Genomic DNA, 12202 nt, shown 5'->3' on the forward strand with positions numbered 1-12202 from the left:
TTATTCGACCAACCAGTAGACGAAAGCCGCGGCGAACAGCGACGGCCACACCTCTTTCAGCCCCGGCGCACCGACATAGGGAAACTCCCGGGCAATCCGAAATTTCATCTGCCGCGCCCACCAGTGAAAGTCCGTGCGTGTCCAGAAACGCAGGTGTTCGCCGGGCGTGACAATCCACTGAAGCGGGAAACGTCCCAACAGCAGCCGGAGGCGGTGATATACGTAGCCCGTGTTCGGAATCGACACGATGATCCCCTTGCGGGCGACCGGGCGCAGCGCGTTGAGCAGGCTTTCGGGGTCAGGCAAATGTTCAATGATCTCCGAGAGGATGATATAGTCGAACTGCGTCACGCCGGGGAAGTAGGCGGCGACCGCATCGCCAATCGGGCGGTTTACGTCGGCCAATTCGACCTTCAAGCCCTGCGATTGGCAGAACTCGACCGCTTTCGGCGCAACATCCAGCCCGTAGCCGTCGATGCCGCGCTCGTCGATCAGGTACTTGAGCAGCGCCCCATCGCCCACGCCGAGGTCGAGCACCGAGTCACCTTTGGTGACAATCTGCGCGAAGACCTGCGCCCGCTTGAGCCGCCAGACGCCCATGTGTCCCGCCTTGTCCTCAAACTTGGAATCCCAGTAGGCGTCATAGTCGGTCATGCCGACATGAGCGGTATCCGGGTAGAGGAACAGGCGGCGGATTTCGCGGTAGCGGTTGGCAAACCACACGTAGATCAGGCGCAGGGGGGAGCGCAGCAGCGCGTCTTTAAGCGTTCTCATGGGCTTTCTTCTCTAACACAGGCAAAGTGATGATGGCGGTCAGGGTGACAGACAGCGCGTAGATGCCGACGATGGTCAGCGCGCCGCCCGTCGCCGCCGCATCGCTGACCAGATACTGCGCCGGGATGACCTGCGCGGCGATCTCACCGTAGGGGCGCAGCGCGGTCTGTGTGCCCGTGAGCAGCAGCACCGCCCCGAGCGGCAGCATGATCGCCAGCGTGACGACTTTGGCGGCGACAATTTTCCACACGAGATTGAACGAGCGATACAGCGACCCGAACACCCCGCCAAACCCGGTGATCACGCCGTACACGCACAGCACGAGCAGCGGCGCAATTGCCGGAATCCATTCCGCGCCGAGCAGCGGCGGGATGAAGATCGGCGCGGCGACGGCGACCACGCCGTAAAACACGACCGCCAGCACGATCAGCGCGATCAGCACGCGCAGGAAGTTGCGGCGCAGGCCGACATAATCGCCGCGCCCGACCATTTGCGGCACGACCGCCTGCATGTTGTCGAAGACCGCCGACGACAGCACGCTCGCCTGCGCGATGCCCGCGCTCGCCAGCGTCAAATAGCCGACCGCCGACGCCCCGCCGACCACGCCGACGATCTGCATGGGGATTTGCGAGAACAGCGCCGTGACATTCTTGTCCAGCGCATTCGCCACGCCGAACTTCCAGTACGGGCGCGGGGACAGCGTGCGCGTCCGCTTCATCACGGTGACGAGCGGCGGAAACGGGAGATCACCCCGCGTGCGCGTGCGGTGATACACAATCAGCGCCATGAGCAGCGTCGAATACGAGTAGACGAGCCGCCCGATCACCAGCGCTTCGGGCGTCGGGCTGATGAGCACGGCGGCGATCAAGCACGTGGTCAGCACGAACTGGTTAGCATTCTGCATGAGGGCGAGCGTTTTCATAGAGCGGCGCGCTTGCAGGGAAGTCGTCACCAGCATATAGAAATCGTCGGCGATCAAGCCGAGCGAGAGCAGCCCCGCCAGTTCGCCAATGTGCCGGTCGCCATACCACGCGTCGGTGATCATCGGGCTGAGCAGCAGAATCAGCGTGACGAGGCCGAGCGTGAACGTCAGCGTGACCTGCATGTAGAAGGCCATCAAATTGAGGATTTCGCGGTCGTCGCGCGCGCCAATCGCCATGGCGAGGCGCGTCCCGGTGCTCGGGCCGATCCCGGTCAGGTCGAGCGCCAGCCACAACCCGAGGAAGGTCTGCGCCCAGCCGTAGATGCCGAAATCGTGCGCGCCCATCAAGCGCCACACCAGCAGCGACGAGATCAGGCTGAGGATCACGCTGCCAATTTTACCCGCCTGCAGGATCAGCGTATCTTGAATGAACCGACGGGCGAGCAGGGCACGGGCACGAGCGATCAAATGGCTACCTTTCCAGAGCATATGCCCATTGTAACGAGGCGCGCGCGGGATGGGTAGTCCCGGGCACACATGGACAGACCCAGAAATTTTCACAAGAAATTCGGATCCGCGGTGCAATTTTGGCGCTGGAATCTCATAGAATTAGCCATCATAAGCGCCTGTTATGCGGGCGACTTAGTGCTCTTTAACAACAAACCGGGGTGGGCGACGGGTAACGAAAGGGAGCTACAGACCTTGATCATGAGTCTGCATGCCACTGACCGTGCCGCTAGTCGACATTTTTCGGCGGATGAGATTACCTTCATCTGCCGGTATGGCTATCGTTTACATAACGCTGGAGTGATTTTTTGCCAGATGCGGCGGGATCATTTTCCGTCGGACGAGTCGCTCGCGCGCAGCTATTGGCGCTTGAGCGACGTGACGGTCGTACTCTGTCCCTGTGGTGAATGCGTCATTACGGTCTATAAAAACTCCGCTGCTTTCAAGAAAGATCGCAAAAAGGCCAAGTATGACCGGCAAGGGAAACGATTGGAGTACTGCTGTCCTTACTGTGGAGAAAGACAACTCGCTGCTTAAGCTCGTTCACGTTTCAAAGGGTTTCACTGATTCTTTTCGCACCGTTTGCAACGTCACCCACCCCGCTTTGTGGTTAAGGCTCTCTCTTCCACTACTGAAAACCTGTTGATTCGGCAACCAGTTTGTGTTTCAATGAGCATAGAGCAGGAGGCGCAAACCGTGGCGGATATGATTAATTTGGTACTTCGCGTCACTGAAGAAGAAGAGGAACAAATCAAGGCGCGGGCGCAGGCCCGGGGCTTTGACGATGTCAATGCCTACCTGAAGGCCCTCATCGAACTGGATGCCGATGAACCAACCCTTGAGGAAATCCGTGCTGGTATCAAGCAGGGGATGCGTGAAGCCCTACGCGGCGAGTTCGTCTCGCTCGACGAGTTGTGGAGTGATGATGACGAATAACCCCACCTGAACATCTCCTAAATCACAATTGATCCCCTGTGCGTTTTGTGTTCCAATTGATTCATGTCTACTCGCAAATCCCCCCTCACGACCAATCCGGCGTTCAGTTGGACGATGATCCCGCTGTTCGCGGAAATGGACGCGGATTCCCTCGCGCGGATCGACGCGTGCGCGCATCGCCACCTCTACCAGAAAGGTGCGGTCATCCTGGCGGAAGGGGAAACGTGTTCCGGTTTGCACGTCGTGCTCAACGGCTTGGTGCGCATCTACCGCCTGAACGCCGAAGGCCGCCTGCACACGCTGAGCCTGCTGCGCCCCCCATCGATGTTCAACGAGGTGGCGGCGGTCGATGGCGGCGCGAACCCGTTCAATGCGGCGGCGGTCACCGATGTCGAGGTGCGCGTGGTTCCGCACGCGGCGCTCCGCACGTGGATGGCGTCTGACCCGGTTTTGCTGAATAAAGCAGTCGCGGCGCTGGCGCATCTCAACCGCGAATATCTGGAACGCCTCGAAGACATGACCTTCCGCACCATTCCCTCGCGCCTCGCCAAACTCTACCTGCACGAAACCATGTATGGCGACCAGATCGCCGAGACGCCATCCTCGCTCACACAGGAAGACCTCGCCTCGATTCTCGGCACCACGCGCGAAGTCGTCGGGCGGGCGCTGCGGAGTCTGGTGAACGCGGGCTTGCTCAAAAAAGTGGGGCGCACGGTCTACATTGTGGATCGCGCTGGGTTGGCGCATCTCGCCGAAACCAACGAAATCCCCGGCATCGGCATCGTCGAAATTTAACCGACGTTAAACTAATTCTATCGGTGCGTAATTTCACGAATACACTTCGTTAAATCTCATTTTCAAATCCAACAAAAGTTACAGATTCGGCGGTTAAAGCGGAGTATAGTGTCGGCTACATCGTTAAATTCGACATAGTGAGGAACTTTTTCCATGACCCATATTATCACCAGCCTGTGCCTGCGCGATGGCGCTTGTCAGCTCGTTTGCCCGGTGGAATGCATCGTCGCTGGCCAGCCCGAAGCCGAATGGCCCTGGTACTTCATTGACCCCGACACCTGCATCGACTGCGGCGCGTGCATTCCGGAATGCCCGTACGAAGCGATCTTCATTCAGGAAGAAGTGCCGACCGCTTACACGATGGCCGCGGGCCAGAAGCGTATTCCGTTCGACACCAAGGCCGAAGTTGAATACGCGGGCGGCGAAGTCTTCGACCTGACCGCCGATATTCAGCCCAACTACGACTTCTTCGCGAGCGGCCCCGGCTACGACGCGCTGTAATTCATCGCTGACAGTCAACAGTGAACAGTTCACAGTTAAAAATGGCTGTGAACTGTTTTTATTTCCGCTACAATTCGGTGACTGTCAACTGACCACTGTGAACTGATGACTCTTTATATCGTCCCGACGCCGATAGGCAACCTCGAAGACATCACCCTGCGGGCGCTGCGCGTGCTCAAGTCCGTCAAGCTGATCGCCGCCGAAGATACGCGCACCACGCGCTTTCTGCTCAAGCACTTCGAGATCGACACGCCGCTGACCAGCTATCACGAGCACAACAAGCTGACCAAGCTGGATGCCATCTTCGCCGCGCTGGCAGACGGCGATGTCGCGCTCGTCTCCGATGCGGGAACGCCGGGCATCAACGACCCCGGCTACGAGCTGATCCGGGAAGCGGTGGCGCGCGGCGTGAAAATCGAGCCGCTGCCGGGGGCGAGCGCGGCGATCACAGCGCTGGTGGCCTCGGGTCTGCCGACCGATGGCTTCATCTATCTCGGCTTTCTGCCCAAAAAAGACAAAGCGCGGGCGGATTTCCTCGCGCCCTTCGTCGACGAACCGCGCACGCTCATCCTCTACGAAAGCCCGAATCGGCTGGTCGAAGCGTTGGCGGCGTTAGCCGAAGCGCTCGGCGACCGCCCGGCGTGCGTCGCGCGCGAGATCACCAAGCTGCATGAAGAATTTCAGCGCGGACTTCTCAGCGTGATCGCGGCGCATTACCGGGCGCAGCCGCCGCGCGGCGAGATCGTCATCATCGTCGGGGGCGCGCCGCCCAGGGTGATCGAAACGTGGGACGAAGACCGCGTGCGCGCGGCGTTAGAAGTCCGCCGAGCCGCAGGGGAACCGCTTAAAGTGGCCGCGAAGGCGGTCGCAGCGGAGTCTGGCTGGGACAGGCGATCCGTTTACGCGCTCGGACTGGACAACTGACCCTAGTTTTCTTACCCAAAATCGTTACAATACGAAGCAATTCCGTCTGTGGGCGTGTCTGCACGCCTATTTTTTACGAGGACTTTAATGGCGTCTTATCACGGACCAAAAGCACGAGTTCAACGTCGTTTCGGGGAAGTCCTGGTGCCCCGCACGAAGTATCAGAAAATCGTTGAGAAGCGCGGTTTCCCGCCGGGCGATCATGGCAAGGAAAAGCAGTTCCGTTCCGGTCGCCGCAGCGACTTTGGCATGCAGCTCAACGAAAAGCAGAAGCTGGCCTTCATTTTCAATGTGCGCGAAGCGCAGATGCGTCGCTACTTCCTGCGCGCGCGTCGTCAGTCGGGCAACACCGGTGAAAACCTGCTCCGCCTGCTCGAACGCCGCCTGGACAACCTCGTCTATCGCGCGGGTTTCGCGGCGACCATTTGGGCGGCGCGGCAGATCGTCAAGCACGGTCACATCCTCGTCGATGGCAAGCGCGTCGACCTCCCGTCGTTCCAGATGAACCCGGGCATGGTCATCAGCGTCAAGGAAAACATGCGCACCAACGTGCATGTGCTCGAAGCGATGGAAAGCGTCGCCAACAACCTGCCGTATCTGACGGTCAACAAGGCCGCGTTCAGCGCGACCCTGCTCAACCTGCCGGAACGCACCGACATTCCCGTGCCCGTGCGCGAACAGCTCATCGTCGAATACTACACGCGTTTGACGTAAGACCACAGCGAATTCAGACCTTAAAACGGGATCGAATGATCCCGTTTTTTGATTCAAGATGGCGGACGGTTTTGGTCAGTGTGGAGAAAAGCATGAAGGAGAAGCGGACGTCCCGTTAGGCGTCCCTACGAGAAGAATGTATTTTTAGGGATGCAATAGGTATCCAATAAACCCCTCAACCCCCGACCCCTTCTCCCACGCAAGCGGGGAGAAGGGGAGCCGTGCCTTAATGGTTCCCAATGTTAAAACTGTCCCTCCGTCAGCTGAACTCGGGGAGGGGCTGGGGGTGGGGTCGCCTACTTCATGCCCGTGTTGGCGATGCCCTCCACGAAATAGCGCTGCGCTAGGATGAACAGGATCAGCGGTGGCAAAATGACGACCGCCGCGCCCGTCAGCACGAGATTCGGCTCGCTGGCCGCCGCATTCTTGAGCGTATTGAGCGACAGCGTGACCACATGATTTTCAATCGGGCTGTCGCCGATGATGATCAGCGGCCAGATGAAGCTGTTCCACGCATACAGAAACGTGATGATCGCCTGCGTGGCAATCGCCGCGCCGCTGAGCGGCACGAACACGCGCAGCAGAATGCCGAGGCGGCTCAAGCCATCGAGCAGCGCGGCTTCTTCGAGATCCTTGGGGATCGTGATGAAGAACTGGCGCATGAGGAAGGTGCCGTACGCGGTGAAGATCCACGGGATGATGAGCGACGCCAGCCGATCCTGCCACCCGATCATCACCATCAACTGATAGAGCGGGATGATGAGCACGACGAACGGGATCATGATCGTGCCGAGGTAGACGAGGAAGACCGCATCTTTACCGCGGAAGTTCATGCGCGAAAAGGCGTACCCGCCCAGCAGCGACGTGATCACTTGCCCGATGGTCACCAGCAGCGTGACGACCGCCGTGTTGATCAGCGAGCGGTTGAGGTTGTTGAGCGTGAGCACCGCGTTGTAGTTCTCCCAGTTGAACTGCACGACTTCGGCCTGTTCGGCGGTGCGCACATTGGCGAACGCTTCGACACTCGCATCGTTCGGATCGACGAAGCGCCCTAAGCCGCCGCTGTAGGCGCGCAGCAGTTCCTGCGTCGAGCCATCGGCTAGGGTGACGGTGTAGACCTCGTAATCGTCGTCGCCCACCGTGACCGTTGCGCCCGTTGCCGTGGCGGTGTCAGCGGGGAGCTGCACGAGGATTTCGCTCTGGCGCGCCGCTTCGGGGTTGATGCGGTCGGCGGTGGTGAAGAAATCGAAGCGGATGCCTTCTTCCGCCAGCACGAGCGCCTTGCCGTCAATGTTGTAGAGCGGCACAACCTCATTGTTGTACACGGTCGTCACAGGCGAGTACGGGAACAGGCGCGGCGGGCTGTGGAACACATCATTGGCGGTCTTGAGCGAGGTCGTCACCATGTAGATGAACGGGAACAGCATGAAGAACGCCACGACGATCAGCAGCGCGTAGATCAGGATGCGCGTCACCCACACGCGGATGGTATACGCACGGTCACGGGAAAACCCGGAGTCACTTGCAAAAGCAGCCATAAGTTCATCCTTTATCCACCCTCACCCCATAACATTGTGCGCACACGAGTTGAGCGCGGCGAGTCAGTCTGCCCCCTTCCCTGAATTCGGGGAGGGGTCGGGCTTTTAATCTGAATACGCGCGGTTGCTGGACGACAGCCGGAACTGAATCAGCGTGATCACGAAGATCACCGCGAACAACACCCACGCCGTCGCCGAGGCATAGCCCATCTGGAAGCGCTGGAAGCCCTGCTGATACAGGTAGAAGACGGTCGTCAGGCGGGCATTACTGGTGCTGTTGCCGAACAACACGAACATCTCGGTGAACGCCTGCAAGCCGCTGATGAGCGTCGTCACCGTGACGAAAAACGTCGTCGGCGCGATGAGCGGCAGCAGAATCTTGCGGAAGCGCGTCCACCCGTTCGCCCCATCGACGGTCGCCGCCTCCATGACTTCTTTGGGGACGCCTTGCAGACCCGCCAGCAAAATCACCGCGTTGAAGCCGATGATCTGCCACGCCGCCATAATCACCGCCGACAGCAGCATGATGTTCTCGTCGGTCATCCATGCGATAGCCGGATCGGTGATGTTCGTGCCAAACGTGCTGTTCAGCCCCGTGACCAGCCCCGTGATCGCATAGTTGATGTAGCCGATGATCGGGTTGTAGAGCCACTGCCAGATCAGCGCCACGCCGACGACCGCCGCAATCGACGGCAGGAAGTACACGGCGCGAAAGAACTGCATGCCGGGGATTTTCGCGTTGAGCAGCAGCGCCAGCCCGAGCGCCGTCGGGATGCTCAGAATCAGCAGCAGCACGCAGTAGCGGAAGGTCGTCATCAGGCTCTGCCAGAACAGCGGATCGCGCGCCGCCAGCACCAGCGCCTGATCGCCGAGCGCAATCCGGGCGATCTCGAAGTGATTGGGGCGCACGAAGTCCTGCAGGTTCTGCTCCGGCGTGATGATGGCCGCGTCGAGGCTGAGCATGCGCGCGTAATTGTCAAACACGATGAAGTTGGGCGGCGTGTTGCCGACGCCCGCGTAGTCGGTGAAGCTGAGGTAGAACGAGAGCAGCAGCGGCAGCGCAAAGAACAGCATGAAGTTGACGAAGTTCGGCAGGAGGAACAGCCAGCCCTGCCACGCCTCACGCTGCAGGATCGTCTCGCCGAAGCGGTCGCCCTGACGCAGCAGCACCGTGCCCGCCGCGAGGAAGACGAAGAGCGCGGCAAACGCGGCCAGCACATCGACCCGTGTGAACGAGCTGATCAGCGTGCCAATCGAATTCGCCAAACCGGACTGCCACAGGATGACGATCAGCGCGAGCATCATCACGCCCAAGCCGATCTGCTCCAGCCGCACACGCGGCGTCGAATCTTCCGCAAATCGGCGCGCCAGCCACACCAGACCATAGCCGACCGGGAAACCGAGCAGCAGCGGCGCATTCTGGAACAGCCCGCGGGCGAGATCGTCGATGCCGAGGTACAGGCCGATCAAGTGGCCGAACAGGAGCAGCGCCAGCGCAAAGCCGAAGAAGTTGAAGATAATGCCGATCAAGCGCGCGCCGTTGTGCAGGCGATACAACAGCGGAATCGTGCCGAACATGACCGCCGCCAGCGCGATCAACGCCACGCCGAGGAAGCGCGGCACGAATGTGCCGAGGTTGAAGAACGCTTCGACCTGCCACAACTGCGCCGCGCCGAACAGCAGCCCCAGCCCGACGACCCCGTGCCAGATCAGCACGAAGATCAGGCCGGGGGTGACGCGTTCGCCGGACGTCTGCTTATTTAAAGTGATATTGGTTGTTGCTGCCATTAAGGAGTCCTTTTTTAGTTCGCCTCACCCCAAACCCCTCTCCCAAGGGTGAGGGGTTTTCCCGGGGAAATTCTCCATCTCCGAACGGTTCACCGCAGGACAGGTCTAACATGATGCACCATTACGGCGCTGGTTCGAGGGAAAACGCTATTCGTAGGGACGCGCAACGGCGCGTCCGTTGTGCCTCAATCCGGCGGACGCCCTGTTGCGCGTCCCTACGAATCCCTCAATTGTTAAAAGTGTCCCACCATCAACCCAACGAGGAAGGGAGGAGGTGAGGCTGATAAGATCACGCTGTCCAACCCAGCTCCCGCTGTGCCGTGTCCCGACACAGGCGCAAGCGAATGGATTTTTCGGGTATTAAAGGACGAGGCATGCCTCGTCCCTACCAATCCTGCTTGCGTAGGGGCAAGGCATGCCTTGTCCATGCTTGTCTATGACACCGGTGGAGCTAAAACGTCTCGTTAGCTGCCGCTGGTGAAGTACTGTTCGATCTGACCGCAGATGTTCGCGGTGAAATCGGCGGGGGCCAGTTCGCCCGACAGCACCTGCGTGATCGCCGGTTCAACCGTGTTCCAGTTGATCTGGCCGAAGTCGCCCTTCCACAGCGGGGCTTCCGCGACCGCGTAGTTGGCAATGGCGTTGGTGAACGCCGCGTTGTTCAGGTCAGGGAAGTTTTCCATGACGGCGGCGAGGGCTTCTTCACCCTGACGGCTCGGGAAGTTCGCGCCGAGCGCCGACACCTGCTGCTGCGCGTCGAGGCTGGTCAACTGCTGCAGGAGCTGCCACGCTTCTTCCGGGTGCGCGGTGTTCGCATTGACGACATAGGCGCCCCAGAACAGGAAGTTGCTCTGGCCCGCGGGACCCGCCGGGACTTCCGCCACATTCCAGTTAAATTCAGCTTGCGCAATGGTGCCGGGGGTCGCCCAACGGCCATTCAGGAACATACCGACCTGCCCCGCAAGGAACGGCGGTTCGCTGTCGGTGCCGTAGGGGACAGCCACGCCGTCTTCATACAGCGAGCGCATGAAGGTCAGCGCGTTTTCGACTTCCGGGCTGTTCAGGTTGCACGCATCACGGCCTTCGGTGAAGTAGCTGCCGCCTGCCGCATTGATGAACAGTTCCCAGTTGCCCCACCACGCGTTCATGCCGTAGCCGTAAATGCCATCACCCAGTTCGGTGATCGCCGCGGCATCTTCCTTGAACTGTTCCCACGTCCATTCGCCCGCTTCCAGACGTTCCTGCGGGTTGGGGATGCCAGCTTCGTCAAACAGATCCTGATTGTAGTAGAGCGCCATCGCGGACGCATCACGCGGGAGACCCCACAGCGCGCCTTCGTTGCTGTCGGTTTCCGCGTTGTAGGTCAGTTCCGCCACCTGCTGCGGATAGAAGATGCTGGCATCGAACGCGCTGTCCGCCGCCGCCAGATCATTCAGGTTGAGCAGCACGCCGCGGCTGGCGAAGCTCGCCAAATCCGCGCCGGGGATCCAGAAGACATCTGGCGCCGTGCCCGCCGCCAGTTCCGCCAACAGGGTGTCCTGATAACCCGACGTTTCCGTACCGCCGGCCTGATATTCGAGATTCACACCGTCCCAGGCTTCGTCAATCGACTGGCTGAGGGCGGTATAGACATCAATTTCCGCCTGATTATCCGGGCGAGTGCGCCAAGTCAGGTTGACACCGTCCTGCGCGCTCACAACGGAGGCGCCGAAGCCGATCACCAGACTGGCGAGAAGCAGAAGGCTGATAAAACGCTTAGACATGACACTACTCCTCAAAAGTAAACAACAAGTGTGTTGTATGCGTCACGAAGAGTAGCACAGAATTCGACCCGCATAAATATTCAGCGCAGTGATTCAGTTAGAATGCACAGTGCTAATTTTATTCATCTATATCAATTGCGTGATCTGGGTAGCGCCATTTTGGGCAGGGGAAGGTCGGAGAAGTCCGGAGTATCCGGGCGCTCATGCTTGAGCCGCACCCCTATTACTGGGGGGATGACGCCGTTATAGAGCAGGCGTAAGATCGAAAGATGTGTTTGTTAAGTCGTTCACAAGGGGGAAACAACGTGGCGACAAACACCCTTTCGCAAACTGAAGTGCAAACGGCCGTCCACACCTGGACGCGCAAGCAAATCTCCTTTTTGTTCATGCTGGCTTTCTTCCTCTTCGTCCCGGCGGGTACGCTGGGATGGTTGGGCGGTTGGCTGCAGTTGATCGCCTACAGCGTGATCACCATCTTCAATATCAGCGTGCTCACCCGGCGCGTCCCCGAGCTGATCGCGGAACGCTCCAAGCTGCAGGCCGGCTCAAAGAAGTGGGACGTGTGGCTGGTGATGCTGGCCGCGCTGCTCATGCCGATTCTGACGTGGGTGATCGCCGGGCTGGACTACCGCAATGGGTGGTCGACGCCGTTGTCGCTCGGTTGGATGATCGTCGGCACGGGGCTGTTCATCGTCGGCTACCTGATCACGACGTGGGCCATGCTCGCGAACAATTTCTTCTCCGCGACGGTGCGCATTCAGACGGAACGCGGTCATCAGGTCGCGACGGGCGGCCCCTATGCCTATGTGCGCCATCCCGGTTACGTCGGCGCGATCCTCTTTCAGATCGTCACGCCGCTGATGCTCGGATCGCTGTGGGCGTTTGTCCCGTCGATCATTGCGGCGGTGCTGTTCGTGGTGCGCACATCCCTCGAAGATCGCACCCTGCAAGCGGAACTGCCCGGCTACGCCGACTACGCGCAGCACACGCGCTATCGCCTGCTGCCGGGGGTGTGGTAAACAGTTATCAGTTCACAGTGA

At 59.8% G+C, this 12202-nt stretch carries 12 protein-coding genes; 7 read left to right on the forward strand and 5 right to left on the reverse strand.

The window, feature by feature from the left end; genetic code table 11:
* Together IPK17_RS07160 and IPK17_RS07165 are read right to left on the reverse strand one after the other, a co-directional pair.
* Nucleotides 1-774, reverse strand: coding sequence for a methionine biosynthesis protein MetW (locus tag IPK17_RS07160; RefSeq protein ID WP_343416993.1), 774 nt, complete (start codon nucleotides 772-774; stop codon nucleotides 1-3).
* Nucleotides 761-2164, reverse strand: coding sequence for a lipopolysaccharide biosynthesis protein (locus tag IPK17_RS07165; protein WP_343416994.1), 1404 nt, complete (start codon nucleotides 2162-2164; stop codon nucleotides 761-763). The genes IPK17_RS07160 and IPK17_RS07165 overlap by 14 nt, the downstream gene beginning before the upstream one ends.
* A 111-nt stretch (nucleotides 2165-2275) precedes the next feature.
* Here IPK17_RS07165 and IPK17_RS07170 point away from each other — a divergent pair, with 111 nt between their 5' ends.
* The 6 genes from IPK17_RS07170 (at nucleotide 2276) to rpsD (ending at nucleotide 6073) form a co-directional block, all read left to right on the forward strand.
* Nucleotides 2276-2740, forward strand: a complete 465-nt coding sequence (locus IPK17_RS07170; RefSeq protein WP_343416995.1) for a hypothetical protein — start codon at nucleotides 2276-2278, stop codon at nucleotides 2738-2740.
* A gap of 159 nt (nucleotides 2741-2899) precedes the next feature.
* A complete protein-coding gene (locus tag IPK17_RS07175; protein WP_343416996.1) occupies nucleotides 2900-3139 on the forward strand; it encodes a hypothetical protein in 240 nt (79 codons plus the stop codon).
* 63 nt (nucleotides 3140-3202) lie between these two features.
* Entirely contained in the window at nucleotides 3203-3934 is a 732-nt protein-coding gene (locus IPK17_RS07180) for a Crp/Fnr family transcriptional regulator (protein WP_343416997.1), read from the forward strand.
* A 153-nt stretch (nucleotides 3935-4087) separates the two neighbouring features.
* Nucleotides 4088-4435 (forward strand): ferredoxin family protein, encoded by a 348-nt coding sequence (locus tag IPK17_RS07185; protein WP_343416998.1) that lies wholly within the window; start codon nucleotides 4088-4090, stop codon nucleotides 4433-4435.
* A 105-nt stretch (nucleotides 4436-4540) separates the two neighbouring features.
* Nucleotides 4541-5359 (forward strand): 16S rRNA (cytidine(1402)-2'-O)-methyltransferase, encoded by an 819-nt coding sequence (gene rsmI, locus IPK17_RS07190; RefSeq protein WP_343416999.1) that lies wholly within the window; start codon nucleotides 4541-4543, stop codon nucleotides 5357-5359.
* Between the two features lie 87 nt (nucleotides 5360-5446).
* Nucleotides 5447-6073 (forward strand): 30S ribosomal protein S4, encoded by a 627-nt coding sequence (gene rpsD / locus IPK17_RS07195; RefSeq protein ID WP_343417000.1) that lies wholly within the window; start codon nucleotides 5447-5449, stop codon nucleotides 6071-6073.
* Nucleotides 6074-6369: 296 nt separating this feature from the next.
* Here rpsD and IPK17_RS07200 read toward each other — a convergent pair whose 3' ends face one another.
* The 3 genes from IPK17_RS07200 to IPK17_RS07210 form a co-directional block, all read right to left on the reverse strand.
* Nucleotides 6370-7611, reverse strand: a complete 1242-nt coding sequence (locus tag IPK17_RS07200) for a carbohydrate ABC transporter permease (RefSeq protein ID WP_343417001.1) — start codon at nucleotides 7609-7611, stop codon at nucleotides 6370-6372.
* A 105-nt stretch (nucleotides 7612-7716) separates the two neighbouring features.
* Nucleotides 7717-9399 (reverse strand): carbohydrate ABC transporter permease, encoded by a 1683-nt coding sequence (locus IPK17_RS07205; protein WP_343417002.1) that lies wholly within the window; start codon nucleotides 9397-9399, stop codon nucleotides 7717-7719.
* 464 nt (nucleotides 9400-9863) lie between these two features.
* Nucleotides 9864-11162 (reverse strand): ABC transporter substrate-binding protein, encoded by a 1299-nt coding sequence (locus IPK17_RS07210; protein ID WP_343417003.1) that lies wholly within the window; start codon nucleotides 11160-11162, stop codon nucleotides 9864-9866.
* A 305-nt stretch (nucleotides 11163-11467) separates the two neighbouring features.
* Here IPK17_RS07210 and IPK17_RS07215 point away from each other — a divergent pair, with 305 nt between their 5' ends.
* Complete coding sequence (locus IPK17_RS07215) at nucleotides 11468-12181, forward strand: methyltransferase family protein (RefSeq protein WP_343417004.1); 714 nt, start codon at nucleotides 11468-11470, stop codon at nucleotides 12179-12181.
* Nucleotides 12182-12202: the final 21 nt, after the last annotated feature.

The sequence above is a fragment of the Candidatus Flexifilum breve genome (genome assembly GCF_016713355.1).

Bases quoted from the DNA above. Each gene is read 5' to 3' on its own strand.
- IPK17_RS07160 (WP_343416993.1), bottom strand. From the start codon at position 774: ATGAGAACGCTTAAAGACGCGCTGCTGCGCTCCCCCCTGCGCCTGATC.
- IPK17_RS07180 (WP_343416997.1), top strand. From the start codon at position 3,203: ATGTCTACTCGCAAATCCCCCCTCACGACCAATCCGGCGTTCAGTTGG.
- IPK17_RS07185 (WP_343416998.1), top strand. From the start codon at position 4,088: ATGACCCATATTATCACCAGCCTGTGCCTGCGCGATGGCGCTTGTCAG.
- rsmI (WP_343416999.1), top strand. From the start codon at position 4,541: ATGACTCTTTATATCGTCCCGACGCCGATAGGCAACCTCGAAGACATC.
- rpsD (WP_343417000.1), top strand. From the start codon at position 5,447: ATGGCGTCTTATCACGGACCAAAAGCACGAGTTCAACGTCGTTTCGGG.
- IPK17_RS07200 (WP_343417001.1), bottom strand. From the start codon at position 7,611: ATGGCTGCTTTTGCAAGTGACTCCGGGTTTTCCCGTGACCGTGCGTAT.
- IPK17_RS07205 (WP_343417002.1), bottom strand. From the start codon at position 9,399: ATGGCAGCAACAACCAATATCACTTTAAATAAGCAGACGTCCGGCGAA.
- IPK17_RS07210 (WP_343417003.1), bottom strand. From the start codon at position 11,162: ATGTCTAAGCGTTTTATCAGCCTTCTGCTTCTCGCCAGTCTGGTGATC.